The organism is Priestia sp. 40 (genome assembly GCF_049368575.1).
Classification (GTDB): domain Bacteria; phylum Bacillota; class Bacilli; order Bacillales; family Bacillaceae_H; genus Priestia; species Priestia zanthoxyli.
In genome coordinates this window covers 353,296-378,943 of sequence record NZ_JBMPZA010000005.1, presented here as the reverse complement: position 1 = coordinate 378,943, position 25,648 = coordinate 353,296, and the positions used below count along the sequence as shown (strand labels likewise).

At 34.8% G+C, this 25,648-nt stretch carries 33 protein-coding genes; 22 read left to right on the top strand and 11 right to left on the bottom strand.

The annotated features are described in order from the left end of the window. The first annotated feature begins 3 nt into the window (after nucleotides 1-3). The 6 genes from ACO1DI_RS02940 (at nucleotide 4) to ACO1DI_RS02915 (ending at nucleotide 5,329) form a co-directional block, all read left to right on the top strand. A complete protein-coding gene (locus ACO1DI_RS02940; RefSeq protein ID WP_028414821.1) occupies nucleotides 4-906 on the top strand; it encodes an AEC family transporter in 903 nt (300 codons plus the stop codon). 526 nt (nucleotides 907-1,432) lie between these two features. Beyond that, a complete protein-coding gene (locus tag ACO1DI_RS02935) occupies nucleotides 1,433-2,629 on the top strand; it encodes a GTP-binding protein (protein ID WP_423145060.1) in 1,197 nt (398 codons plus the stop codon). Between the two features lie 158 nt (nucleotides 2,630-2,787). Continuing rightward, the gene (dcd, locus tag ACO1DI_RS02930) at nucleotides 2,788-3,321 is read left to right on the top strand and encodes a dCTP deaminase (protein WP_221817729.1); all 534 of its coding nucleotides are present in this window, start codon (nucleotides 2,788-2,790) and stop codon (nucleotides 3,319-3,321) included. Nucleotides 3,322-3,464: 143 nt separating this feature from the next. Further along, the gene (locus tag ACO1DI_RS02925; protein ID WP_423145059.1) at nucleotides 3,465-4,409 is read left to right on the top strand and encodes a CobW family GTP-binding protein; all 945 of its coding nucleotides are present in this window, start codon (nucleotides 3,465-3,467) and stop codon (nucleotides 4,407-4,409) included. Nucleotides 4,410-4,457: 48 nt separating this feature from the next. Beyond that, on the top strand, nucleotides 4,458-4,898 hold the full coding sequence (gene sufU / locus ACO1DI_RS02920) for a Fe-S cluster assembly sulfur transfer protein SufU (protein ID WP_423145058.1): 441 nt from the start codon (nucleotides 4,458-4,460) through the stop codon (nucleotides 4,896-4,898). An 83-nt stretch (nucleotides 4,899-4,981) separates the two neighbouring features. Then, on the top strand, nucleotides 4,982-5,329 hold the full coding sequence (locus ACO1DI_RS02915) for a PTS glucose transporter subunit IIA (RefSeq protein ID WP_053001462.1): 348 nt from the start codon (nucleotides 4,982-4,984) through the stop codon (nucleotides 5,327-5,329). A gap of 155 nt (nucleotides 5,330-5,484) precedes the next feature. Here the strand turns inward: ACO1DI_RS02915 and ACO1DI_RS02910 are convergent, their stop codons facing one another. The 3 genes from ACO1DI_RS02910 to ACO1DI_RS02900 are packed head-to-tail and all read right to left on the bottom strand — an operon-like array spanning nucleotide 5,485 to nucleotide 7,196. Continuing rightward, nucleotides 5,485-6,012: an NAD(P)H-dependent oxidoreductase gene (locus tag ACO1DI_RS02910; RefSeq protein WP_047750171.1), complete on the bottom strand. Its 528-nt coding sequence runs from the start codon at nucleotides 6,010-6,012 to the stop codon at nucleotides 5,485-5,487. Between the two features lie 49 nt (nucleotides 6,013-6,061). Continuing rightward, a complete protein-coding gene (locus ACO1DI_RS02905; RefSeq protein ID WP_028414818.1) occupies nucleotides 6,062-6,709 on the bottom strand; it encodes an SDR family NAD(P)-dependent oxidoreductase in 648 nt (215 codons plus the stop codon). Nucleotides 6,710-6,758: 49 nt separating this feature from the next. Further along, entirely contained in the window at nucleotides 6,759-7,196 is a 438-nt protein-coding gene (locus tag ACO1DI_RS02900; RefSeq protein WP_014458900.1) for a MarR family winged helix-turn-helix transcriptional regulator, read from the bottom strand. Between the two features lie 226 nt (nucleotides 7,197-7,422). Between ACO1DI_RS02900 and ACO1DI_RS02895 the strand changes: the two genes are divergently transcribed. Beyond that, nucleotides 7,423-7,836, top strand: coding sequence for a DUF6892 domain-containing protein (locus ACO1DI_RS02895; RefSeq protein WP_014458901.1), 414 nt, complete (start codon nucleotides 7,423-7,425; stop codon nucleotides 7,834-7,836). Between the two features lie 228 nt (nucleotides 7,837-8,064). Here ACO1DI_RS02895 and ACO1DI_RS02890 read toward each other — a convergent pair whose 3' ends face one another. After that, nucleotides 8,065-8,886 carry a MerR family transcriptional regulator gene (locus tag ACO1DI_RS02890; RefSeq protein WP_423145057.1) on the bottom strand — a complete coding sequence of 274 codons (822 nt, stop codon included), beginning with the start codon at nucleotides 8,884-8,886 and terminating at the stop codon, nucleotides 8,065-8,067. A 192-nt stretch (nucleotides 8,887-9,078) separates the two neighbouring features. On the opposite strand from ACO1DI_RS02890, the gene ACO1DI_RS02885 reads away from it, so the two are divergent. Then, nucleotides 9,079-9,960, top strand: coding sequence for an ABC transporter six-transmembrane domain-containing protein (locus tag ACO1DI_RS02885; protein ID WP_423145056.1), 882 nt, complete (start codon nucleotides 9,079-9,081; stop codon nucleotides 9,958-9,960). A gap of 105 nt (nucleotides 9,961-10,065) precedes the next feature. Next, complete coding sequence (locus ACO1DI_RS02880; protein WP_182421195.1) at nucleotides 10,066-10,635, top strand: GNAT family N-acetyltransferase; 570 nt, start codon at nucleotides 10,066-10,068, stop codon at nucleotides 10,633-10,635. Nucleotides 10,636-10,899: 264 nt separating this feature from the next. Here ACO1DI_RS02880 and ACO1DI_RS02875 read toward each other — a convergent pair whose 3' ends face one another. Next, complete coding sequence (locus ACO1DI_RS02875) at nucleotides 10,900-11,526, bottom strand: type 1 glutamine amidotransferase family protein (protein ID WP_048020755.1); 627 nt, start codon at nucleotides 11,524-11,526, stop codon at nucleotides 10,900-10,902. Nucleotides 11,527-11,578: 52 nt separating this feature from the next. Here ACO1DI_RS02875 and ACO1DI_RS02870 point away from each other — a divergent pair, with 52 nt between their 5' ends. The 5 genes from ACO1DI_RS02870 (at nucleotide 11,579) to ACO1DI_RS02850 (ending at nucleotide 14,588) form a co-directional block, all read left to right on the top strand. Continuing rightward, on the top strand, nucleotides 11,579-11,911 hold the full coding sequence (locus tag ACO1DI_RS02870) for an isochorismatase family protein (RefSeq protein WP_258232160.1): 333 nt from the start codon (nucleotides 11,579-11,581) through the stop codon (nucleotides 11,909-11,911). Between the two features lie 243 nt (nucleotides 11,912-12,154). Next, nucleotides 12,155-12,475 (top strand): PadR family transcriptional regulator, encoded by a 321-nt coding sequence (locus tag ACO1DI_RS02865; RefSeq protein WP_028414817.1) that lies wholly within the window; start codon nucleotides 12,155-12,157, stop codon nucleotides 12,473-12,475. Nucleotides 12,476-12,533: 58 nt separating this feature from the next. Continuing rightward, on the top strand, nucleotides 12,534-12,887 hold the full coding sequence (locus ACO1DI_RS02860; protein ID WP_013058327.1) for a DUF1048 domain-containing protein: 354 nt from the start codon (nucleotides 12,534-12,536) through the stop codon (nucleotides 12,885-12,887). Between the two features lie 189 nt (nucleotides 12,888-13,076). Continuing rightward, nucleotides 13,077-13,838, top strand: a complete 762-nt coding sequence (locus tag ACO1DI_RS02855; RefSeq protein WP_182421838.1) for an ABC transporter ATP-binding protein — start codon at nucleotides 13,077-13,079, stop codon at nucleotides 13,836-13,838. After that, entirely contained in the window at nucleotides 13,839-14,588 is a 750-nt protein-coding gene (locus ACO1DI_RS02850) for an ABC transporter permease (RefSeq protein ID WP_140451178.1), read from the top strand. It abuts the gene before it with no gap. Between the two features lie 566 nt (nucleotides 14,589-15,154). On the opposite strand, the gene ACO1DI_RS02845 is transcribed toward ACO1DI_RS02850, so the two are convergent. Beyond that, nucleotides 15,155-15,355 carry a hypothetical protein gene (locus ACO1DI_RS02845; protein ID WP_042991987.1) on the bottom strand — a complete coding sequence of 67 codons (201 nt, stop codon included), beginning with the start codon at nucleotides 15,353-15,355 and terminating at the stop codon, nucleotides 15,155-15,157. Between the two features lie 339 nt (nucleotides 15,356-15,694). On the opposite strand from ACO1DI_RS02845, the gene ACO1DI_RS02840 reads away from it, so the two are divergent. Genes ACO1DI_RS02840 through ACO1DI_RS02830 form a run of 3 tightly spaced genes read left to right on the top strand, consistent with a single transcriptional unit; the run spans nucleotide 15,695 to nucleotide 16,937 of the window. Next, nucleotides 15,695-16,267, top strand: a complete 573-nt coding sequence (locus ACO1DI_RS02840) for a TetR/AcrR family transcriptional regulator (protein ID WP_014458912.1) — start codon at nucleotides 15,695-15,697, stop codon at nucleotides 16,265-16,267. Between the two features lie 14 nt (nucleotides 16,268-16,281). Further along, a complete protein-coding gene (locus tag ACO1DI_RS02835) occupies nucleotides 16,282-16,623 on the top strand; it encodes a DMT family transporter (RefSeq protein ID WP_115654581.1) in 342 nt (113 codons plus the stop codon). Continuing rightward, complete coding sequence (locus ACO1DI_RS02830) at nucleotides 16,623-16,937, top strand: DMT family transporter (RefSeq protein ID WP_014458914.1); 315 nt, start codon at nucleotides 16,623-16,625, stop codon at nucleotides 16,935-16,937. Before ACO1DI_RS02835 ends, ACO1DI_RS02830 begins: the two co-directional genes overlap by 1 nt. 140 nt (nucleotides 16,938-17,077) lie before the next feature. Here ACO1DI_RS02830 and ACO1DI_RS02825 read toward each other — a convergent pair whose 3' ends face one another. Beyond that, nucleotides 17,078-17,662 (bottom strand): YitT family protein, encoded by a 585-nt coding sequence (locus tag ACO1DI_RS02825; RefSeq protein ID WP_208733046.1) that lies wholly within the window; start codon nucleotides 17,660-17,662, stop codon nucleotides 17,078-17,080. Nucleotides 17,663-18,778: 1,116 nt separating this feature from the next. Then, nucleotides 18,779-19,114, bottom strand: coding sequence for a winged helix-turn-helix transcriptional regulator (locus ACO1DI_RS02820; RefSeq protein WP_014458923.1), 336 nt, complete (start codon nucleotides 19,112-19,114; stop codon nucleotides 18,779-18,781). Nucleotides 19,115-19,257: 143 nt separating this feature from the next. Between ACO1DI_RS02820 and ACO1DI_RS02815 the strand changes: the two genes are divergently transcribed. Continuing rightward, complete coding sequence (locus tag ACO1DI_RS02815; protein ID WP_423145055.1) at nucleotides 19,258-19,752, top strand: lactoylglutathione lyase family protein; 495 nt, start codon at nucleotides 19,258-19,260, stop codon at nucleotides 19,750-19,752. Between the two features lie 298 nt (nucleotides 19,753-20,050). Next, a complete protein-coding gene (locus ACO1DI_RS02810; protein ID WP_423145247.1) occupies nucleotides 20,051-21,091 on the top strand; it encodes a zinc-binding dehydrogenase in 1,041 nt (346 codons plus the stop codon). Between the two features lie 51 nt (nucleotides 21,092-21,142). Here ACO1DI_RS02810 and ACO1DI_RS02805 read toward each other — a convergent pair whose 3' ends face one another. Continuing rightward, on the bottom strand, nucleotides 21,143-21,310 hold the full coding sequence (locus ACO1DI_RS02805) for a gamma-type small acid-soluble spore protein (protein WP_033580113.1): 168 nt from the start codon (nucleotides 21,308-21,310) through the stop codon (nucleotides 21,143-21,145). Between the two features lie 322 nt (nucleotides 21,311-21,632). Between ACO1DI_RS02805 and ACO1DI_RS02800 the strand changes: the two genes are divergently transcribed. The 3 genes from ACO1DI_RS02800 to ACO1DI_RS02790 all read left to right on the top strand — a co-directional run bounded on the left by ACO1DI_RS02800 (nucleotide 21,633) and on the right by ACO1DI_RS02790 (nucleotide 23,470). Next, the gene (locus tag ACO1DI_RS02800; RefSeq protein ID WP_423145054.1) at nucleotides 21,633-22,061 is read left to right on the top strand and encodes a hypothetical protein; all 429 of its coding nucleotides are present in this window, start codon (nucleotides 21,633-21,635) and stop codon (nucleotides 22,059-22,061) included. 162 nt (nucleotides 22,062-22,223) lie between these two features. Further along, nucleotides 22,224-22,400 carry a hypothetical protein gene (locus ACO1DI_RS02795; RefSeq protein ID WP_181170492.1) on the top strand — a complete coding sequence of 59 codons (177 nt, stop codon included), beginning with the start codon at nucleotides 22,224-22,226 and terminating at the stop codon, nucleotides 22,398-22,400. An 869-nt stretch (nucleotides 22,401-23,269) separates the two neighbouring features. Further along, a complete protein-coding gene (locus tag ACO1DI_RS02790; protein WP_025751380.1) occupies nucleotides 23,270-23,470 on the top strand; it encodes a cold-shock protein in 201 nt (66 codons plus the stop codon). 252 nt (nucleotides 23,471-23,722) lie between these two features. Here ACO1DI_RS02790 and ACO1DI_RS02785 read toward each other — a convergent pair whose 3' ends face one another. Both ACO1DI_RS02785 and ACO1DI_RS02780 read right to left on the bottom strand, forming a co-directional pair. After that, complete coding sequence (locus ACO1DI_RS02785) at nucleotides 23,723-23,923, bottom strand: cold-inducible protein YdjO-related protein (RefSeq protein WP_144634986.1); 201 nt, start codon at nucleotides 23,921-23,923, stop codon at nucleotides 23,723-23,725. 350 nt (nucleotides 23,924-24,273) lie between these two features. Next, complete coding sequence (locus ACO1DI_RS02780) at nucleotides 24,274-25,626, bottom strand: MFS transporter (protein ID WP_140451185.1); 1,353 nt, start codon at nucleotides 25,624-25,626, stop codon at nucleotides 24,274-24,276. Nucleotides 25,627-25,648: the final 22 nt, after the last annotated feature.

Genomic DNA, 25,648 nt, shown 5'->3' with positions numbered 1-25,648 from the left:
AACATGGAGTTCCTAACAATCCTTCTTCCTATTTTCGGGATTTTTGCACTTGGATTTATTGGACAAAAGAAAATAGGATTTGATACAAAAACGATTTCAACAATGGCACTTTATTTGATGTCTCCAGTTCTAGTGTTCAAAACATTTTACACAACCAAATTTACGATTGATTACTTATATCTTACGTTATACACATTTGCACTTTGCTTTGCATTAATTGCTGTCGTCTATATTATTGCTTATTTTCAGCGATATTCTACTTCAGAAACCTGTGGAATGATATTAGCGTCTTCATTTATGAATAATGGAAACTACGGTACACCTGTTGTTTTATTACTTTTTGGCGTTACCGGCTTAGACTCTGCCATTATTCTCATGGTCATACAGCAACTGGTCATGTGTACAGTTGGAGTTTACTATGCTGCGAAAGGAAGTCCAAATGGAAATGGTATAAAATCAGCCATTGACGCAGTCCGACGGATACCCATTGTGTATGGGGGACTTTTAGGAGCTATATTTCAGTTTCTTCATATTCCATTAAGCAACTCTGTAAAAGAAGCGGTTGATTTAGTAGCGGGTGCAGCTATTCCCACCATCATGATTGTACTTGGAATGCAGCTAGCTAAAATATCAATTAGAAATTTAGCCAAAGCAAAAGTTTCATGGTCATTAGCGATCAAACTTGTGATCTCGCCATTTATCGCTTATATACTAACACTTCTGTTACCGGTGGACGAGATGGTGAAACAAATAATGATTATTATGGCTGCTATGCCCACAGCTGCGAATACAACTATGTACGCGCTTCAATTTAATACAGAGCCGGAGTTTGTATCAAGTGCAACGTTAATTAGTACCTCCTTAAGCCTTGCTACATTACCTATCATTTTTCTAATTGTTTTATAAAATGACACAGAAAAACGTTCCAATATAGGTTGAAAAAATAATTTTATTATATGACTTTAAAAGGAGTAGTCAACGTGAATTCTCCTCATAATGCTGTTTTAAAAAGATATTTAAAATTTATTTTCTATTTTAGTTTTGTGTTCTTCTTATACTTTTACTTCACCTATAGTTTTCAACACTACCTGACGAAATATTTATTTCTTAATTGTTTACTGACAGGGATCTCTTTTTTAATTCGAAATTTAAGAGGTTATACGGAAAAACTGTAAAGGCATCGCTAAAAGAAAAAACTTATTAAAAGGACCTATGGATTCTTTTAATAAGTTTTTTTGGGTTTTAGTATGATCCTTGAGTATATCTATACAGCGGAGGGGCTCCAATCACTAGTGAATAAAAAGAGCGCCTTACAGCTCATATAAAAATACAAGAGAAATAAATAACAATTTTACTAAATTTCTTGCTTTCATCTAATCTACATAGTATATTTAAATCGTAATGATTACGATTTGTGTATAGGAGTGTTCCAATGAAGAAAATACCTGTTACCGTTTTAAGTGGCTATTTAGGCTCTGGAAAAACTACATTATTAAATTATATTTTAAAGAATCGACAAGGATTAAGAGTAGCAGTCATTGTAAATGACATGAGTGAAGTCAATATCGATGCTGAATTAGTAAAGCAGGGTGGAGATTTATCTCGAACTGAAGAAAAGCTTGTTGAAATGTCAAATGGGTGTATTTGCTGTACTTTAAGAGAAGATCTTCTGATTGAAGTAGAGAAATTAGCTAAAAGAGGAAATATTGATTATATAGTAATTGAGTCTACAGGCATAAGTGAACCCGTTCCTGTAGCACAAACGTTTTCATATATCGATGAAGAAGTAGGAATTGATCTAACTCAATTCTGTAAACTTGATACGATGGTGACGGTTGTAGATGCAAATCGCTTCTGGAAAGATTTCGAGTCAGGAGATTCTTTACTTGATCGTAAAGAAGCGTTAGGAGAAGAGGATACAAGGGAAATAGCAGATCTACTAATTGACCAAATTGAATTTTGTGATGTGCTGATTCTAAACAAATGTGACCTCGTAACAGAAGATGAGCTGCTGAAATTAGAGAACGTACTAAGAACATTACAACCTAGTGCTAAAATTATTCGTGCTATTCATTCACAAGTTGATTTAGGAGAAATTTTAAATACGAACTTATTTGATTTCGATAAAGCGAGCGCTTCGGCTGGGTGGATAAAGGAACTCAATGAAGGTCATCATGCGCATACACCTGAAACAGAGGAATATGGAATCAGTTCTTTTGTCTATGACATAAAAAGGCCTTTTCATTCAGAACGTTTTACTGAATGGGTTTATTCAATGCCAAAGCAAATAGTGAGAGCTAAAGGGATTGCATGGTGCGCTAGCCGAAATAACGTAGCGCTTTTAATGTCTCAAGCTGGACCATCTGTAAGTATTGAGCCTATTTCTTATTGGGTTGCCTCCTTGCCAAGAAACCAACAAGAGCAAATTATTAAACAAAATCCGCATTTATTGGATGAATGGGATGATCAGTTTGGTGACCGTCATACCAAATTAGTATTTATCGGTGTGGATTCAGAACAAGATAAAATTGAAAAGGAATTAGACCAATGTCTTCTAACGGAGGAAGAGCTGGGAGAGGATTGGAGTAAGTTTACAGATTCCTTCACTTGGAAGTTACAACAGGCGTAGTAGAAAATATCTTATCTCATTTGTGGCTTCTAAAATGTCAAAAGGTTTGATTTATACTGCAATCGAAGGAAGCAGGTTAATACTTTTTAACCTGCTTATTCTTCATAAGGTGTAATGATTGGTTTTTTATACTAAAACGTAAAGAAAGCGAGAATAGGATGATTTTATCTGATAAAACTATCGAGCAGAAAATAAAAGACAAACAATTACATATTGAACCGTTAACGGATAATCAAATTCAACCTGCTTCAGTGGATTTAAGAATAGGATCTAGCTATTTAAAGGTTAAAGAGCATCAAGTAGGTGTTATGTCTTTAGACCAAGAAATTAAATATGAACACCTGAAAAATGATGAAATAATTATTCCGCCGCATTCGTTCTTGCTGGCAACTACATTGGAGTACATTAAACTTCCCAACGATTTAACTGCTTTTGTAGAAGGCAGAAGCTCTATAGGCAGAATGGGGTTGTTTATCCAAAATGCCGGCTGGGTAGATCCAGGGTTTGAAGGACAAATTACTCTTGAACTATATAATGCTAACCGCCTGCCCATAAGGCTAATTAAAGGGTGGAGAATTTGCCAACTAGTATTTGCTCAAATGGATCAATCGACCATTAATCCTTACAGAGGAAAATATCAGGGACAAAAGAATGCTACCGGCAGTAAAATTTTCTTAGATGAGGGTAGATAGAGGAATTAAGATTAATAGAAGAATTCCGGTATGATGTGAAACAACAGAGTATAACAAAAGATATATTGAAACTAAAAGTAAGCGCTCAGGTCATATGAAAGAAACGAAACATTGAATATAAAAGAAGAAATGAGTGAAGATAGGTGAAAAAAATTGAAATATATATACTTGGTGGTTTTTTAGGGAGTGGAAAAACGACCTTATTACAAACTATTTTAGAGCAAGAGAAGAAACGAAAGAAAAAAGTGGCTGTTTTATTAAATGAAATAGGAGAGCACTCTGTTGATACAGATATTATTGGAAGAGAAACGCCGTTAAGAGAGTTTTTAAACGGCTGTATTTGCTGCACGATGAAGGATCAATTAGAACTGCAGCTATTATCTCTCTATCAACAGCATCAACCAGATGTTATTTACATAGAAACAACGGGAGTTGCACATCCTTTAGAAGTTTTAGACGCCTGTTTATCCCCTATTATTGCGCCATATATTGATGTTAAGTCTATTATTAGCGTCATTGATTTAAGCAGATGGAAAGATCGTAAGAAATTGAATAAATCAATTCAGAAGCTGCTTGTAGAACAAATAAAATATAGTGATCATTTAATCTTAAATAAAAGTGATTTAGTGACCAAAGAAGATCAATTATCTCTACAAGAGGAAATAAGAGAGGTGAATACTAAGGCTCAAATGAGCAAAACAACATATGGGAATATTTCATCCCTAGAAGAAATTAATCATTCCTTTCATTCCTCTGTGGATAATCATACTGAACTACACGTTCATCACCATCTGCATATTCAAACGATGACTTATCAATTTGAAGGTAAAGTTATAAAAGAAAAATTTGAAAAATGGATAAAAGAACTGCCTGGTACTATTTATCGAATAAAAGGCTTTTTACAGTTTGTAGGAAGTGAGGAAGATACTTATTTATTTCAATATTCATATGGAATTCCTTACTCTTTTCCACAAAAAAAATCCTTTCCAAACAATCTCGTCTTTATTGGCGAAAAATTTGATAAAGAAAAGTTAAACAAAGAGTTAAAAAGCTTAGAAGAAAGCGCGAAGCAAAAAAGCTTTCTATAAAAAAGACGAAATCTTCACAATTTATCTATCCAATAAGGGGGGAAATAAATGAACCTAGATCATTTATACAAGCATGTAATAATGGATCATGCTAAAAATAGAAGAAACCACAGAACGATGGAATCCCACACTCATAAAGTACATTATAAAAACCCTACTTGTGGGGATATCATGACAATGTATGCAGTCATTAAAGGCGATAGAGTGCAAGATATATCTTTTATAGGAGAAGGTTGTTTTATTAGTATGGCTTCTTCGTCAATGTTTACAACCATAGCAAAAGATAAAAAAACAGAAGAAATAAAGGATATTTCTACCCTTATAAAAAACATGATTGTACATGGAAGTAAAGTAGAAGATCCTCAAATACAAGATGCGATTAGTTTAAAAGATATTCATAAGCTGCCTGCAAGACATAATTGTGCGTTAATGCCCTGGCAAGCATTTGATAAATTGTTAAAAGTGAAACAAGAACAACAAATTAAGTAAAAAGCAAAAAAATTATGCTGCTCCATTTTGGACAAATCCTCTCACAATCATTGTAAGACCTTAATTAAATGGTGTCGTTCTATGTGTTACCTCATGCAAAAGAAATATATGCACCTATCGCAGCAGCAATCGATTCTATTTTTCCAACTAAACATGCCTTTACAATGAAAACTGACAGTGGAATCAGCATTTTGGTTCATATTGGTACCGATACAATACAGCTAGAGGGCATCCCTCTTGAGCTTGGTGCTAATGAAGGAGATTATGTGAAACCAGGTGATTTCCTAGGTACTGCTGATTTTGATTATATAAAAGACAAGGGTAAGGGAATAGGAATGTATGTGGTTTTTCCAGAACTTGATGATTCAAAAAAATTAACGCTGACTAAAAGGGATAGGGTTAGTAGTCAAGATATTATTGGTACGATTTGATTGTTCGGCAAACATAGAAGATAATGGTGTCTGCATGTAGAATAGTGAAAAGAGGTAACAAAAAAGACTAAGCGCCTTCGCGTTAGTCTTTTTTTTATTTGGGCTACAATTTTTGTGAGAATATATCAGATGTTTTATACAAAGATTGTCCGCGCTTAAAAGGTAAGTTTGAGGTGATGCAACAACTCTTCAGCACTTTCATGGACTTGTTCGTTCGTTAAGATACGTACTCCTTGTTTTATGAAAGAAGGCAAAAATCGCATACCGGTCAAGTTTGCTGTTGCTTGGAACGGTTTGGTTAGTTCACTCATGCTGAAAAGGTTGGATCCACCAGCTTGATAGGCTGCTTCAGGTCCGCCTGTTGAAATGGCTAACATAAACTCTTTTCCATGCAATTTTGTGCCTTCAGATCCGTATGCCCAACCATAACTAAGAACAACATCCTGCCACTCCTTTAATAAAGAAGGACTGCTGTACCAGTAGAGCGGGAATTGAAACACAATCCGTTCGTGTTCAAGCAGCAATTGTTGTTCGTAAGCAACATCAATAGTACCGTTTGGATATGTGGCATATAAATCATGAACAGTAATGTCGCTCTCTTGACTCAAGCGATCTTTCCATGTTTTGTTAATAGTTGAAGTGGTTAAATTGGGATGTGCAACAATAACTAATGTTTTTTTCATAAATAAACTCCTTTTATATTTGTATATACAAATGATGTGTTAAAAATTTTTACTTTTCTTCAAAAGTGACCTCTACGTCTTTTCGGTTTTCAAACATGTGATAGAAGGTCTCAGCAATATTTGCAGGTGAGACGTAAGTTCCTTCTTCAACAAAACCCTTAATAGTCAATGTTCCAACGTAAATTCCTTTTGAAGCAAGTTCTTGATTCAAGCTATATGCTAAATTACGAATGCCTGCTTTTCCAATCGCTAATGAAGAATAGTCAGCATATGGATGAAGAGCTAATCCGCCGCCTGTTAACAAAATGGCTCCGTTTTGCATATGGGGAACTGTTTCTTTAACAGCAGTAAGAGCTCCAGCTACACTGATTTTAAAATCTTCTACTAATTGATCAGCGCTCAATGTTGTTGGTTTGCCAGGTCTTCCTGAAGCAGCATTGTATAAAAGAACATCAACTTTTCCATAGGTTTTAATTACTTTATCGATGGCTTTTCTTAAAGATTCTTCAGAAGAGACATCACCTGGAAATCCTTTTGCTATAATTCCGTCGTTTTTAAGCTCATCTTCATATCTCTGTAAGGAGTCCATACTACGGGAAATCATAGCCACTTTAAATCCTTCTTTTCCAAATTTTCTTGCTGTATTTAAGCTAATCCCTGGACCAGAACCAACAATTAGTAATAGTTTTTCAGACATATTGAATCCTCCTATTATATTTGTATATGCAAATGAAGGGGTAAAAAAATTACGATTCTTTCTCTAACTTATTGCTCGCTTCATGCAGCATTTTACTTAAGTCTTTACTAAATTCATCTCCTAATATTTCTGAGTAATTAGTAAACAATTCTTTTAAAGAAACGCGAAACTGATGATACACTTTTTCTCCTTCATCCGTTAACGAGATCCTCGTCTGCTTTCCATCCATTTTTTTGACGACAAGCTTTAATTTTTCAAGTTTATCAATAAACCTCGTACTTGTAGAAGGGGCAATCGATAACTTGTGGCACAGTTCTTTCTGTGTGATATCCGGATGAAACTTTACAATCATAATCATGTAAAGATAGGAAGGAGCGACGTCACCAAAATCAAATGTTTTTTCAGCTAATTTTGTAATGTTACGAGCAAATCGGCTAGCTGTAAAGTAAAGACAGTGTATTAATATTTGTTCTTCTTCATTATTCATGTAATCATTCCTTTTCTTCATTTGCATATACAAATTAACACGTAATAAAAGTAAAGTCAACTAAGTTGTGGTTGAATATTTGGTTCAGTTGTGCCGTCAACGCGAAAATAATAAAAACGAAAAACATACGTGAAAACGCAGGTTTTGTTTATAGATGATTGTTATAATACGAATAGTGCAGGGGCGATTGCAAGCCTAATACAGAGATAAAATCGGAGGTAGCAAAATGGGGAAAAGTGGAATGTTTAAAGATTTTAATTTTAAATTAGTGGTTATTGAAGCTTTATTAGATCAAGAGCCATTATTTCTAAAAGAATTAACCGATTTAAAAGATAAGTATACGAATAATTTCGAATGGTATTCTGGAGCTGGACCCATTGTTGAAATCAAAGATTATTTAGAAGAGTTAACTCTGGAAAAGAGTGATTTGGAAAAGGTTGAATGCCTTTGCTTTGATGGAGGTAATGAAATTTATCATATTCTAAAGCCAGATTGGGATGGCGAAGACAGTTTGTTTGATGTATTATCTGTTGAAGGATTTCAGAACTTAACGAATTTAAAAACAGTGGACTATATTTCAATGTGTGATCCACAAGTATTAGAACCATTTAAGCAAGCTGGAATTGAGATTGAGGATTAAGGAGAAGGATGTTATTGTGCTAAAAGAAGCAATCCGTCTTTATGAAGAATAACGTTTCCTCATTATTGCCATCTAGAAAAATCAATAAGCAATTCTCCTATACTCTGTTTACAAAAACAGAAAACCCAACCTTTAGAGTTCACGGGTTGGGTTTTCTATTTTTAGTCTGTATACGCCATATATGTTTAGTAAATATAGTACCTCTTTGCAATACAACCTAAAAAAACGTTATTGGCTTTGAATTTGAAGTTGAATTCTTGTAATTGAATTCTCTATTCCATCCGCCATTACCTCATCAATCACGTATTCCTCATATGCATACTCCCCTGTTTTTAACGCTTTTTCTCTAACGAATTGAATAATTCGATCGTAAGCATGTTCGGTTTCGGGACCTTTTTGATACCCAACAACATATAGTCCCTGGGGACGTGTATGACAATGAATTTTTTCTATCTCTTCTGGGATTTTGATATACAAATGTTCGTAATTGTAAAACTCTTTTTTTTGAATTTGTTCTCTCGCAAGCATTGCTCCAATTGGATATCCTCGATCTAATTTATGAAGTTGAGTATAATGAATGAGCTCCGGAATAACTGTAGTATATTTTTGTTCGGCTTCTTCTAAAATATTTTCACTAATCATAAAGGTTTCTTCATCTAAATATTGCAATGAAATAGAAGAAAAATCAGTTTTTAAAGCATGTTCTGCTAACTGTAAACGTGTTTGAATAATTGCTTGTAAATGATTAAGGCTCTTAATTTTTTCTTCAATTTCAAGAGATTTTTCCTTTAAAAGAGTAATCATATTTATTGATTTTTTATCTTTTAAAAGCACTTTTATCTCTTTTAATGGAACACCAAATTCTTTAAATAAGGCAATCACTTGAAAGACTTCAAATTGTTCATACGAATAGTACCTATATCCATTCTCTTTTTTTATTTGAGGTGAAAGTAACCCTATCTCGTCATAATGAAACAGAGTTTGCTTTTTTACACGACAGAGATTCGCGAATTCACCAGTAGTAAAGTACTTTTCCAACTCTTCACTCATAAAATCCTCCTTGACTATACGGTAACCATATACTTTATGATGTTCATTGTACTGGAAAGGGGATATAAACAGCAATGACGAGTCCTTGATTTCATTAAAGTAAGTGAAAAGGCAAATTGATGATGAATTTGAAGATAAAGCAATGAATAGAATTAAAGTTTGTTTAATTAGAAAAAAGAAAGAGTAGATAAGATGCAAATGATAAAAAAGAAAAAATCCTCCGTAGGTCAACTCCTTCAAGGTATATGGTCAAAAAATCGTAAAGGAATTAGCCTTACCTATATGCTCACTCTTGTTGAAAATATTTGCGATCTTCTTTACGCTGCAACAATTGGTTTTGCAATCGATGGGTTGCTTAAAGGGAATCCGGCTAGCCTTATACCACTTGCTCTACTATGGATCCTTCACCTAGGGGTTGGCTTGTTCAGACACGTTTACGATACCAAAGTATTCGTTGGAATTTATTCTAATGTTGCTGCAGAAATGGTAGAGCGCCAGCGTGCTGATGGAGTAAAAGGAACTCGAATTGTAGGACGTGTCTCATTGTCTCGAGAGGTAGTAGATTTCTTTCAGATGGAGCTGCCAGCAGTTGTAACAACGGTTATTCGATTTTTAGGCGCTATTATCATGTTATTTCTTTATGACCAGTTTATTGGGTTCTTAAGTTTATTGGCACTAATTCCAATACTAATCATAAACCATTGGTTCGGTCGACGTTCTTATCGTTTGAATCACGCACTTAACAACCGAATTGAAGAAGAGGCAGATATAGTCGTTCATCGTCCACTTACCATTGTTCAAAAACATTTTGCACGATTACGTTTGTGGCGTGTTGCTATTTCTAACACTGAGGCTAAAACATGGGGGATGATGGAGATTGTCGTCATTCTCTTAACCCTAGCTACACTACTTAGACTTACAGGTGTTCAGGGTACTACGCCTGGTGCTATTTATGCAGTTCTAGCTTATATTTGGATGTTTCAAGAGGCAGTAGTTGGTCTTCCTGAAATTGTGCAAAATATTTCGCGTGTACTTGATATTGGTGAGCGCGTTGCTGAAGACGTTAATATCTAAAACCAAAAAAGCTTAGCCAACCATTATTGTTATGTTATCCCCTAAATTATTGTTGTTGTCTTTTCAGAGAAATAAGCCCATAAATATAGGTTAGGAGGATTTTTAATGAAAAAGATTGAAACTGATCGATTACTATTGAGAAACTTTTCTAAAGCAGACTCTCAAGCTCTTTTGGAATACTTGGCTAATCCAAGGGTAAGCTGCTTTCTTGAAGACAAAGTTCATACAATAGAGGAAGCTGCTTTAAAAATTCAAAAAAGAAAAAAAGATGACTCTTTTGTTGCAGTCTGCTTAAAAGGCAGTGATGATCTAATAGGAGAAATATTCTACTTAAAGGAAGATCCAGATACTTATTCCATTGGTTGGCACTTTAATGCTCAATATGAGGGAAAAGGGTACGCAAGCGAGAGTGTGAAGGAGTTCCTAAGGTATCTGTTTACTCAATTGGATGCAAGAAGAATCTATGCATACGTTGAGGAGGATAACTATAAATCACAAAAACTATGTGAAAAATTAGGAATGCGTAAAGAAGGACGTTTTGTTGAGTTTATTTCGTTTACTAAATACGAAGATGGAACACCTAAGTATGAAAATACTCTTCAGTATGCATTATTAAAAAAAGAATGGATAAAAAATATTTCTTTTAATGAATCTGAGGAAAAAGTATCTCCTTAATTGATCTAGATAAACAGAATCAGTATTAAATTTATTGATATTTAGTAATCTAAGATATAGGAAATTCGTGGAAAAGATATGTATTTGTCGTTATCTAATGTAAACATTAAAACCTTTATAATAAAAAACCCCAGATATTTTGATTATCTGGGGTTTTAAGGAGGGTAGACAAAAGCTGTTTTTAATCATCTTTTTTATCTATTTTTACGTATACAAAAATAAAAAAGAAAATTATTGTAATCCACCTTGTATATAATTAGGAACCTATATTGAGCTCATTAACTGAAAAAAGTATTCGGACTTCTGAGTTTTATTTAAGCTATACCATGAATCTAATGTATTTGATGCAAATACATCTAATTTTTTTAATACGTCCCTCGCGAATTCTAGAGGTGCTACTCCTGAAGCAGTAATCATGTTATTATCGGATACTACAGGTCCAATCTCATACAACTTTTCCCCTTTATAATTAGGACAGACCATTTGTGTATATTCTAAGTTATTAAGCGTATGCTTTCTAGAATCTAAGTATCCACTATTTGCAAGGGCATCAGTAGCACCACAAATTGCAGCTACAATAGTACCAAGCTCTAAAACTTCCCCAACTTTTTTCAATATAGGTTGATGAATCTCCTCACTCCATGTATTTCCTCCCGGTAGAATTAAAAGATCTTTATCCAGAAGAGTGCACTCATCAAGAGAAATATCCGGCTGTATACTCAGCCCCCCCATTGTTTTAATAATTTCTTTATTAACTCCTACCGTCATTACTTTTAAAGGGGCTAAACCTTGCCTGAAATATCTTCCTGAATTTAATTCAGCAATTAAATATCCATACTCCCAATCTGACATTGTATTAAATACATAAATATAAACTTTTTTTGTTTGCATATTAAGCCTCCCGAACTGACGTTCTCTATATTATACCACTTTAAAGGTATATATCTATAAAAATGTTAAAATATTCAGAAAAAATAAGGAGACTGAGAATCATTTGAAAGAAAACAAAATAGAAAAAGTCGTAATAGTAGGATTAACAACTCCACATTATGTATCAACTTTTACTCGAATGAGTGATAATTTAGGATTTGAAACGTATCTCGTATCAGATGCCACAGCTGCATTTGCAATAAAAGGAGCAGATCATGCATATTATCCAGCTGAACAAATACATACTGTGTCATTAGCAACTTTAGATAATGAGTTTGCCAAAGTTTTAACAACTGAAGAATTGATCAAAAAGTTAAATTTGACTGAAGCAATACAATCATATTAATAAAAAAGGTATTGTACTAACAGAAATAACTCATTTTGATAAAAAATGGTTTTTCTATAATAAACAGCATAAATAATTTTTAAAATATTTTAAAAAATAGTTGAAATGCCCGGTACTAAGTATTACAATCTACATATACTAAGTATTACTTAATAGCTTAATTTTAAAAGTTATTAAGTAAAAATTGGCTTGGTACTAAGTAATACAGAATATAAGTCAGACAATATAGAGGAGGTTCTGAAGATCGAAAATTTAACTGAAATGCTGAAGGGTTCGCTGGAAGGCTGTGTGTTAGAAATTATCAGCCGCCATGAAACCTATGGCTATGAGATCACACGCCGTCTGAACGAGCTTGGATTTATCGAGGTCGTGGAAGGAACGGTCTACACTATTCTCGTACGATTAGAAAAGAAAAAACTTGTGAATATAGAAAAAAAACCATCAGATATGGGCCCACCCCGCAAATTTTATTCGCTTAATGAGGCGGGCTACAAGGAGCTTGAGCTGTTTTGGAAAAGGTGGGATTTTGTATCATCAAAAATCAACGTCTTGAAGTCAAACTAGCTTCATAGGATAGTTTTAAAGCATCTTATGAAGCTTTATAAAAAGGAGGAAAAATGACATGTTGGAAATATTCAAAAAAATGATTGGTGATAAAAAAGAGTATAAAATGATGATGGCACGGGTTGAAGCCTTGCCAGAAGACTATCAGTTTGTATTTAAAAAAATTCAAAACTACATGTGGAATTTCTCATCGGGCAACGGAATGGATATGCTACACATGCAGTATGAATTAATTGATTTATTCGAAGCAGGTGCTGCAGAAGGTAGACAGGTGCTCGAAATTACTGGAGACGATGTGGCTTCCTTTGCTGACGAATTAGTGGCAAACGCTAAAACTTATATGGTTAAGTATCGTGAAGATTTGAACCAGAGTATTAAGGAACGATTAGGAAAAAATAAATTTAATCAATAACATCGACTGAATAGCTAGTTGCTTTCGCTATTCAGTCATTTTTTAAACTCAGTACTAAGTGATACAGAATATAAGTCAGACTAAATAGTGAAATGTCAAAAACCTAGCTCTACGAGACGCTCAGCTTAGTTACAGCATGACAGTTCTAGCAAGCAAGCTTGTGGAGCTTTTTAAAAGGAGGAAAAACGTATGAGAAATACAGCGATTTTTGTAAAAGAGTTAAAAAAGACCTTTAAAGACAAAGAAGTTTTAAAAGGGGTGAATGTTGAGGTGCAGCGCGGTGAAATTTTTGCACTGCTGGGCTCAAATGGAGCAGGGAAGACGACGACCGTTAACATTCTTTCAACACTGATGAAGGCTGATAGCGGCGAAGTGAGTATTTGCGGATTTGACGTCCAACGTCAACCGGCTGACGTCCGCCAAAACATCAGCCTAACGGGGCAGTTCGCAGCGTTAGACGGCATGCTTACTGGGAAGGAAAACCTGATAATGATCGCCAAATTGCGAGGGGTATCTAATCCTAATGAAGTAGCTGACAATCTCCTTGCAAGATTCAGCTTGACCGATGCAGCCAATCGCCGGGCGGATCAATATTCTGGCGGGATGAAGCGCCGACTTGATATAGCTATGAGTCTGATTGGGGCGCCAGCCGTTATTTTTCTCGACGAACCGACGACCGGACTTGATCCGGAAGCCCGGATTGAAGTCTGGAACACCATCAAAGAGCTTGCTGGCGGTGGTACGACCATCTTGCTCACGACTCAGTACCTAGAGGAAGCTGAACAACTGGCAGACCGTATAGCCATCCTACATGGCGGAAAAATCATCAAAACCGGTACCCTTACTGAACTTAAAGAGATGTTCCCCCCAGCAAAAGTGGAATACATTGAGAAACAGCCAACATTGGAGGAAATCTTCCTCGCAATCATCGGTAAAAAGGAGGAAATGTAAATGAAAAACAATACAGGTGTATTACTAGGACGTTTGATGCGCACTATTATGCGCAGCCCGGATACGATTATTACGGTGGCGATTACGCCGATTATGATGATGCTACTGTTTGTCTACGTATTTGGTGGCGCTATAAATACAGGAACAGCCAATTACGTCAATTATTTATTACCGGGAATCCTGCTGATGGCTATCGCATCCGGCGTCGCTTACACTTCCGTGCGGCTATTTAATGATGTAAAAAGTGGACTGATGGCCCGTTTCATCACCATGCCCATTAAACGTTCTTCGGTATTATGGGCTCACGTGTTGACATCTTTTGTTTCCAATGCGCTTACTATCGTGATAGTTATCTTCGTCGCGCTCTTGATGGGTTTCCGTTCCAGTGCTGATATCCTAGATTGGTTCGCGGTAGCCGGGATACTCGGGCTGTTTACGCTAGCCCTGACATGGTTGGCCATTATTCCAGGACTGACAGCGAAATCTATGGAAGGAGCCACAGGCTACTCGTACCCACTGATTTTCCTACCTTTTATTAGTTCCGCCTTTGTTCCCACTGAAACGATGCCTAAAGCTGTTCGTGCATTCGCCGAGAACCAGCCCGTGACTTCAATCGTGAATACGATTCGTGCCCTCTTGTATGAAGGATCTGTTGGCAACGATATCTGGAGTGCCCTTGCCTGGTGCCTAGGTATCATGGTCATCGCTTACTTTTTCGCTAGTAAAGAATTCAAACGCAAATTAGGGTGAATTTTATAAACTGAGCAAGCTACTCAAGGTATATGGAAGCATTGAAATTTTAATGTAAAGTATTGATAGCATAAAACAGAAAAACCTACAGTGGCCCAGTAGGTTTATTCTTTTTTATTTGGCTGATTCTTTGACGAGGTTAATAAATTCCATTGCATAATTCTGGTGCTGCTTTATCAACTTCACTTGCTCGAGATTTATGAGGACATTCTTTATCTTAATCACCTACATAATATTGATTTAGATATATTGAATGAGCATGTATTAAACTAAACGATTCGTTTTAAGCTATTTAGCTCAATTACAAGACGAAAGGGTACTCTGTAAAACTGATGATCCTAATTTTTCTGTTTTAGAATTTGAAGGGCGCACCTGTATCATGACGAACATGCTAATCATTGTTGGTTAAAGAGATGCATAACAACCAAACTTTTTATACATATGCTCGGACAGTAGAAATCTACTCTTTATGGTAAGAATACGGTATGCTTTATTTTAAGTTATAGATTTTTTTGAAAGGGAACCTCCTTCTCCAGTGCCATTAGAAAGAGGTACCCTTTTCTTATTTAACTACTAAAGAAACTTCCACTCTTTCTTTTCCTCTTATAATGATGATGTCCATAACTTCCGTGATGACCACGTTTTTTCCTATAGTCATCACTACTGCTATAACTTTTAAAAGGTTTTGATCTGCCTCTTTTATAATCACTGCTACTATAACGCTTATGCTTATTGTTCATTAGTGAATCAAACAGTTTCTTGAACATAATTTAATCACTCCTCATAGTCATTTTAAATCTATAAAAAACAAAAAGCGCTTTTATCCTTTTAGTAGATAAAAGCGCTTGATGTATAAACAGTCTTCACCTAACTAAAAAAGTAGGCAAAGGTCTTGCTAACAATTAAGATTGCCAACAAAGCCGGAAACATTTTGTTTCGTAGTGACGACTTTTGTTGTACAGCTACTCCCCTTTGGAGTATTAAGTTTGTTCAATGTTAACTTAAAACAATTCTATAAGTCAATTAATAACAAAACGCTATTTAAATTGACATCAAAATCGCGTTTTGTTAAGATTTCCTTACGAACGTTCGTAAGGAGTGGTGAAATGAAATCAAATCAATTAAAAGAAGTCGCTTTAAATCAATTTGCTTTACATGGTTATCAAGGGGCTTCGCTTGCTTCTATTGCTAATGAAGTAGGCATTAAAAAACAATCTATATATGCACATTTTAAAAGTAAAGAAGATCTTTTTATTAGTACTTTTAATGATTCTCTAGAAAATGAATTGCAATTTATTAAACAATTCATGGAAGAAAATCATTCAGTACCTCTTGAAGAAGTTTTATATAACTTTTTAAACGAATACTTGGGACGTTATCAAAAAGATCATAATATGAGTTTCTTTATGAGAACATCCTTTTTTCCACCATTAGAGTTTGAAGAACAAATTAAGATTGGTACTAACACGTTTGTGAATGAATTAGAATCCTTGTTTTTATTAGTATTTAAAGACAGAAAGGCTGACTTAAAGTCAAACCTTGCTCCTGAATCTGCAATGATGTCATTTTTAACAATATTTGATGGATTATTAGTTGAATTGCTATATGGATTCCCAAATCGTCTTCAGAAACGTCTAACTAATTCGTGGAATGTTTATTGGCAAGGTATTACTAAATAAAAGGAGAGAGTCAAATGAATCGCGCTTGGGGTTTATTAGTTTTAGGATCCATATTAGAAATATTCTGGGTCATGGGGTTAAAACATGCTGATGATGCACTCACGTGGACAGGAACAATTATTGCCATTGTTTTATCTTTTGGCCTATTAATTAAGGCCACTTCAAAACTTCCTGTTGGAACAGCCTATGCTGTATTTACTGGACTTGGTACCACGGGTACTGTGTTACTTGAGATGCTAGTTTTTGGAGAGCCATTTCAACTTGTAAAGATTATCTTAATTCTGGTTCTTCTTGCGGGTGTTATTGGTCTGAAGCTTGTAACCGGAAGTACAAATCAAGAAGGGAGTGCTTCATAATGGGATGGATTTTTCTTGTTTGTGCAGGAGTCTTTGAAGTTGTAGGTGTCACAGGTTTAAACCTTATATTACGTAATAAAAACATCTTCTCATTTGCAGTCTTTGTCTTAGGACTGGGAAGCAGCTTCACCTTCTTAAGCCTAGCCATGCAATCTCTGCCAATGGGAACAGCTTATGCAATATGGACAGGAATTGGAACAGTTGGGTCAGGACTTGTAGGAATCCTGTTTTATGGAGAATCAAAGAGCTTAGCTAGAATTATATTTATGGCTATGGTATTAAGTGCCGCAATTGGTCTAAAGCTTATTAGTTAACATAATGGATTCTCTAGGAACGAACGATAAAAGAGAACCCTTTAGTCAATCTTAGAATTGTTATAAGGGCCTTTCAAATTTATAAAAATCAAGAAAGTGCAAAAAATGGAGGATAGAAGATACTAATTTTATAATCCAAATTATTCTTTTTTAGTAATTAACGAAGTCGTCATTCCACCTATAAAAATTGTCGAACATGAAAAAAGAAACGTTTTAGGTCCTAATAAAGGAAGACCTGCTGTTATGATAAAACCATCTATAATTAAAATAACCATCCCTATGTTTAAAGAAAAAGCTTTTGATATAAGTTGTGCTAGTAAATCTGTTCCTCCAGTGCTGGTCTCATATCGAAGCATAAGACCAATCCCTGTCCCAATACACACTCCTCCAAGGATTACACTAGGAAAAACAGGAAGTTGAAACTGGTCTTTAATAGGTTCTAGCCAATCAATCAATAAAGAAGAAATAACTAAACCATAAAAACTATTATAAAAATAAGTTCTTTCATAAACCCAAGCAAACCAGCATAATGGAAAACCCAAAATAATAATCATCACACCTGTAGGAAATTCAAAATAATAGTGAAGGATGAGAGCAATCCCAATTGTTCCTCCATCTAACAAATAATGAGGAACTAAAAATCCATTAATTCCTATACTTAACAATAAGCTTCCGACTAGAATAACCGATATTTTCCGAATAATAATAATCACCTTTTTAGTCAATTTATCTCTTACTATATGTATAAGCTTTAGCTAGCTGTCATGAATGTTTTTATCGGAAAAGCGCTTAGAATAATTTATTCTAAGCGCTTTTTAATTTTATAGATCAGGGAGATTATAAAAAATACGGATTCAGAGCCGAAAGCATTCTGACTACACTATATGTTTTCATTCTTTATCAGGCAACTTGCCTAAATTGAATACTTTTTTATCATTTGAGCAAACTACTCAAGATGTCTGAACGGCGTCTTCCACTGCAACCTTGTAAGAAAGAAAGCTGCCAGGGAGGGCAGCTTTCTTTCTTATCGATTATCTAGGAATAAAATTCATTAGTGTAACCACACTATTCATGATGATTAAAGTCATCAATAAAAACATAGTTTGCACTAGAGAAAACTACTGCTGTCCCAGTGGTTTTTTCTATTTTTAGGTAGTTTGTTTTTTAAAGGACAAAAAGTCATAGCACTTTAAAAACAGGCATATGATTTATAAAGACCTCAACGTGCTTATAAATTGAATTAGTAAATAACCCTTGAATGTATTGATTCAAGGGTTATTTTCTTTTTATATGAATTAAAACATCGTAACCAGAACAAACTACACAAGACGCCGTGAGGCATCAGCGAAAATCCTTACTGCAATAGAGCAGAAAAAACCTACCTCTTTTGATTGGGAAGAGATAGGTTTTTTTCTGTTTTTAAGGTGTATAAGATATACATTCTTAGTTAACATAATCACTCTTTTCCGGAACACATCAAAAAAGAGAACCCTTATGGGAGTAAGGGTTCTGCAATGGTCACTTTTATAGAATATGCAACTTTTTATTCATCCTTGATTTATCAACGTTTGGCCTCGGGCTGAGTGACAAATAGATGCATAAAAAGCGCACCTTTTATTCATAGGCAGCAACATATTGAAAATATCCTATAATTACATAATGTGGTAACATACTTATGTTTCAATGCTTCGGATACGTATGAACAAGCCCTTAGTACCACTTAATTTAATATGTATAAGATTACCTTCTAACGGTATTGCTTCCTATATACCAGTTCTTAATTGATTACCAAGATTTAGAGTATTTTACGATAGGCAAATATTTTTGTCAAAGCTCTCCAATCAAAAACCTTCTCCATGTTCTTTCCCCCATGTATGCATCAGGTCTAAGATGGGCATTAACGTTTTTCCCTTGCTGGTTAAGGAATAGTCCACTTTAGGTGGTACGGTATTGTACTGAGTTCTATTAATTAAGTCATCTTGCTCAAGTTCTTTTAATTGTTTCGTCATTACTTTATGGCTCACACCAGGTAACAAGTGACGTAATTCACTATACCTTAATGTCCCGTCTACGCCTAAATGCCATAGGATCACTGTTTTCCATTTGTTACCTATCTTTCCTAGTGTATATTCAATAGAACATTTTAATTTTCCTGTATCATCTATCGGAGTGTTCATTTCATTCTTCAGTCCTTTCTTACCTTTAGGTTAGTTTCTCACAAAAAAGTGCGTTCTTCCATAATTCAAAATTGTGAAATACAATATTCATGTGTTCGACAGCAAACACTAAAATCATTAAAAAAATTGGAGGAATATAAATTATGTTCACATATCCTAAAACATTTTCTCATATCGGTCTTTCAGTACCTAACCTAGATGAGGCAATTAAATTATATACTGATGTGTTCGGCTGGTACGTTATTATGGAACCTTCAGATGTAGAAAATGATGACACACCTATCGGTCAAATGTGTCGAGATGTATTTGGGAATGACTGGGATAAATTCAGAATTGCACATCTAGCTACTGGAGATAAAATTGGCGTAGAAATGTTTGAGTTCCCTGAAAATGAAACACCTGAAAATAACTTTGAGTATTGGAAAACAGGAATTTTCCATTTCTGCATTCAGGATCCAGATATTGAAGGTCTTGTAGAGAAAATTAAGCAACATGGTGGTAAACAACGTATGCCTATCAGAGAATATTACCCAGGAGAAAAACCATATAAAATGGTTTATGTAGAAGATCCATTTGGAAATATTTTTGAAATTTATACGCATAGCTATGAGTTAACTTATTCACAAGGCGCCTACTAATAAATAATCTCTTTCCACCAGCAAAATCTTTTGTTGGTGTTTTTTATTATATGGTAGCGCCATGTTACAAAACAATAAAAAAGAGAGTTTATTAATATTTCTAAATTTAATGATCCAGTAGTTTTTGACATTGTGAAACAGAAGTAAAAAGAAAAGGCCGTAAAAGTATACTGACTCCAAACTTGATGATAATAGAGAGAAGAGCGCATAATGAAATATGCATGTTTTTTTCTAAACTATAAGCAGCCGTATGAAATATATTAAAAACTATATTCGTAAAAAAGAAGGTGACTGTTCTATGAAAGCTGTACAAGTAACAGGGTATGGAGACGTAAGTAAATTAAGCCTAGTGGAAATTCCTATACCTGAACCGAAAGAAAATGAAGTTCTTATAAAAGTAAAGGCCTGTGCTATTAACAATACAGAAATTTGGATGAGAGAGGGTGCTTACGGTACTGACTCAAAATCTGGATGGCGACTGGAAGGAGTCCAGTTTCCACGTACACCAGGATCTGATATAACGGGAAAAGTAGTAAAAGCAGGAAAGTTAGTAGAGGAGTCTATAGTGGGAAAGGATGTTGTTTTATTCCCTTTTATATCTAGTGGAGAAGAAGGGTACGAACATATTTCTGATGATATGTCCTTTATAGGTTCAGAATACGATGGTGGTTATGCTGAATATGTGGTTTGGCCTGCTGAACTTTGCTTTGACATGCCCCTATCAAACTATTCAGAAAGTGCTGTTTTTTCGGTAAGTGGGTTAACTGCTTGGCACATGGTCAAACAAATTCAAGCTCAACCAGGTGAGACAGTTATAGTAACTGGAGCAAATGGTGGTGTGGGATCATTAAATGTACAAATTGCCTCTAAAGTCTTTGGTGCTAAAGTTATTGCAATCACGGGGGACTTAGAGAATCAAGAAAGAATTAAGGAATTGGGAGCCACACACGTATTATCATATAAATCTGATACTCTTTCAGAAGACATTTTAGAACTGAACGGAGGTCCGGTCGATTCCGTTCTAGATGTTGTAGGAGATGCTTTGTTTTCCATATCTCTTCAAGTTTTAAAAAACGGAGGGAAATTTTGCATTTCAGGTTCTGCTGGTGGTCAGCATACAAATTTTGATTTTAGAACATTGTATCTAAAACATATTACAATGTATGGATCTGTGTTGGGAACGAGAGCAGAGTTTAAAGATATGCTTAAGGCAATTTCTGAGGGGAAAATTAAACCAGTTATCGATAAAATTTTCCCTTTAGACAAAGCAAAAGAAGCCCAAGTGTATTTTAAAAATAAAGGGAAGTTAGGGAAGATTTTATTACTTCCCGAAGAATAACCTTGTATCACAAAGGGTTCTTTCAACGAGCATGAAAGAACCCTTTTAACATTATTTTTGGTTTTTGTTTGCTTGAGCGTTTTGACGTTTAACGTGTTGTACGTCAGTCTCGCTAGCAAATTCCGTACCGTATTTGCCAGAAGATGCTTGAGCATTCTTTTGCTTCACGTGTTGTACATCTGTTCCTGAAGCTGTCTTGTTAGAGTATTTGTTTTCCATTACTATCACCTCCACAAGAATTAATATATCCAAGTGGAGAGACAGTATCCTTAGAAGTACCTGGCAAGAAAAAATTGAAAATTTCAGGAAGTATTGGGCATATCACTATGAGGCAACATGTACAAGAAAACATCGTCAATAGTTTGTTCAAATTTTAACCGATTATATATTATAATCTTTAGGCAGCATGCTCTTAAGATAATTCGTTGTGTAATTTTAGAATAGATGTACACCTTAAAATAGAGAGGTGTATAAAACCATGAAAAAGAATAGACTATTTTTAATACTGTTAGTTATCACTTGTTGGTCCAGCTTTTCATTTATGAAAGGCAAAGATTTTAAACGTTTTCTTCCAGCGTCCATTGCTATTTGTATGGTAACTAAATACCTTAATTCTTATGCTAAGAGAAAGAATTTTTGGTCTTTTAAACAAAGTATACATCCGAAAATTCCTGGTGAAGATGTGTGGACATGGGGGCCCTTTTTTGCTGTATCCATGTGGGTGCTTAAATCCACATACCGTAAATTTCCTCTGTATATAGCTGTAAACTTTATGATTCATACTACATTTACATTTGTAGTTGTACCTAAATTAAAAAAGGGCAGCATCTTTAAGCTTAAGAAAATTAATCCTTTTCAGTATGTAACCATTTTGACTGTTAGACAACTCCTGTTATATGGTTTTCAACATATGAGTGAGTTTATAATGTCGAAGAAACTAGAGATAAAGTCGGATAATGGGGAGCATTAATAGGAGCATTCCTTTATTGGGTTATTGGGTAAGTGATAAAAGTATCTGCCTACAAGACACGACAAACACCTTCTAAATAGCTGATTGTTTCTTCAGCTGTCTCTACTTGAAAGTAGAGACAGCTTTTTTAAACCTATCATCTCTTTTTTCTCGGCTACGTATATGAAAGACGAAGAAGACGTTGATTTTGTTCCCAAAGATGTTAAATTTTCAGGTGGAGAAGATTTAAGTACAGTATTAGTCCACGGATATGCTAATAGTAAAGAGAAGAAAAAAGAAGTGTCTGTCACAGTAGATTACGGTGATGATTACCGAGTAACAGGGTACGGATACAATTAATGAAAACCTATGTAGAGAACTCTGTACACCTTAATTGAAGCCTTACATACAAATAAACAAGTATATCTCAGATAGTATGTATAACAAAAACGAGATGCAAACGATTATGCATCCCGTCATGTGAAGAAGGAAAAATCAGCTTTTAATGCAGCATATGATCTTTAAGGAACACCTCATTTACGTAATTCCATTGCCTAATGAAACAGTAACTTGAAAAAGTATATTCTCTTTAACAAACACCTCATTTAAGCATTGAACTAAAAAATATACAATGTGAACGAAATCGTTCTTGGTCTGGGACAAACACCTCATTTGTATAGTGATAAATGAATATTATTGTCTACCCATTATATATATTCTTACTACGTTCATGACTACCATCCCCTTATGAATCAAACATACATCGATTTACAATAAGGTTTTCTGAAATATGCCTGCTGTAGACACCTCATCCCAAATGTAAGAAGCTTTGTAATGATTAGTTGTAATCAATAACTTGTTTTCCTTCTTCCCTAAATAGAATATCCCAATAGCTTCTTTATAATTCAATAAAGCTAACAGGTGTTTTTTGGATTACATATGCTCTTTATTTATAAGAAAGGTTAAATAATGAATTATTATGAATAGCTATGCTACATATGCCTATCATAAGTCTTGGTAGGGGAAAGATGAGTAGTTAGAACTTGTTGAAGGGGATACTTTCCTTATTTGCTATCAATCCTACTATGTGTTACACTACAGATAACTTATTTTTGTTCGGTATATTGAGAAAAGAAAAAACCCTAAGTAGAAGTTTTTATCTTGAAATAGTATGTTTGGGCAAGATTAGTAATACATTTGTGGAGTATTCCACAGCAGGAGGCAACATTATGACACAAGGTACAGTAAAATGGTTTAATGCAGACAAAGGTTTCGGTTTCATTGAAATCGAAGGCGGAGACGATGTATTCGTTCATTTCAGTGCTATTCAAGGTGAAGGTTTCAAATCATTAGAAGAAGGTCAAAAAGTTACTTTTGATATCGAAGAAGGTCAACGTGGAGCACAAGCTGCTAACGTTCACAAAGCATAATTAAAAGCGACCACAAAAAAGACTCCTGTAAAGGAGTCTTTTTTTATGGTTTTATAATCACAAAACCGTGATTTACCTACTAGTAGTTAACTAAAAACCCCAGGCTTTTTAAAAGCTTGGGGCTTAGTCAAGACGATCGATACAAGGTTAACTAGTTATAACATACAATAGAAATAGAAAGCAAAGATGAACCAAGACAAGACTTTTTTATGGATAGATAGTGTTTAATCTTTTAGAAAGCGTAGGTTTATATTATCTTCTATGCGGATTACGGGGGATTTTATCAATAAGCCGTTTTTTAGCTTCCATCTGACTTTTACACAAAGGACATTTCTGATGACTATCGTAAGAGAAGTCTTTCCTCATCCAGCCTTTACACTCTTCTACTGTACATTCCCAAATTTCTGTTTCCTCTTGAATCGGAGGTTCTTGATTTCTTTTACTATAATGCATATTAATCACTGCTCCTCTCTTTAGAAGTATGCCTTATAAAGAGAGCATAAATACTTTATGCCTTTTGATTAAAGCTTTACATACAAAAAAACAAGAAGTTTAAATATAAATTAAAAAGTCTTTACATCAAAACTTTAAAATAGATAAAAAACTCCACTTCTGCTTAAAAGAAGTGGAGTTTTTACATACAATATATATTTTTTCATTGAGTTAAAATTATAAATGTTTATTTCTGTATTTTTTGCTATGAATATCACTATTTTTAGATGATGCTCGGACACATCATGAATAGCTTACTCATTTATTAATTTAACGTGACTTTTTATTTTAGAGATAAGGAATACTGTGTGTTATTTACTAATCTGCTGAGTAGAAGAAACACTTTTCTTAATAACACCTGTATAAATTATACCCATACCAACAACAATGATGCTGAGAATGATATAAATGTTCGTGTAGCCTGAAACTCCGTTATGATCATTTAATGATGTCCCCATTAGCGTAGTGGCTATAGAACTCCCCACAAAGTTTGTTAACATAAATAATCCCATGCCTACCCCTGTTTGGGTAGAAGGAAGAACTTGTGAAACAGTGTTTGCCAGCGACATTTGGCAAAAAGACTGTGCAATATAACCAAAGATGATTGCAACCATAATAAGGTAAGGAGAATGTCCAACGATAATAGATAAACTAATAAAACAGATAAAGTAAAAGCTTAACGCAATATAAGCTAGTACGACATTGCCTTTTTTATCAGCTAATTCTCCGCCTTTTTTTGCTAAAAGAGCTGTAATTGCGGCACCAGGAAACATAAATAAGCTACTTGTAAAGGCACTTAAATGGTTTACATCTGCAAGCAATAAAGGTGTCAAGTAAGGAAGCCCAAAGCCAATACCTGAACTACACGCAAATAAAAGTAAAATAACAGAGTAACGTTTGTTTTTAAACAACTCTGCCTTAATAAATGGCTCTTGTGCCTTACTAATTCTCCAACTAAATAATCCTAGTAGTAGAATACTGATGATAAAATAATATAGGTGCTGCATAGAAATGCCCAATAAAACAAACGTTACCATTCCAGCTAATAAAGCAGCGCCCAAGTAATCTAGTTTTGCAGCATTACCTTTCGTATCATCCAAATAAGTACGGAAAAAAGGAATAGCAACAACAGGTATAATAGATACTGCAAACAAATAGTGCCAATGTAAAGATGTGGTAATGACCCCAGCAATAATCGGTCCCACTGCTACTCCTAATGATAGTCCTGTTGATGTAATGCCGAGTGCTTTTCCTCTTACTTCAGGCGGAAAGTAACGAGAGGGGATTAGCATTGCAGAAGCTGGGAAAACAGATGCTCCAACAGCTTGCAGAACTCGTGCTGAAATAATAAAAGCAAAGTTTGTTGAAAAGAAGCCAATGACGGAACCAACTGCAAAAAAGAGAAGGCCGGCCGTTAATAAATTTTTCAGTTTGTATTGATCAGCCAATCGTCCATAAGCAACAGACCCAATCGCATAGATAATCATATAACTTGTAATAATCCAGGCTGCTTGAGAAGGCGTTAGCGACAATTCATGTGTAATAGAAGGCAAAGCCACATTAAACATGGTCGCACTCATCGACGAAAAGACCAGTGTGCATGCTAATACAATAATTAACTTCTGTTTTTTAGATTCGGAAATTAAATTGTACGTATTCATCATTTATAGATCTCTCCCTAATGTA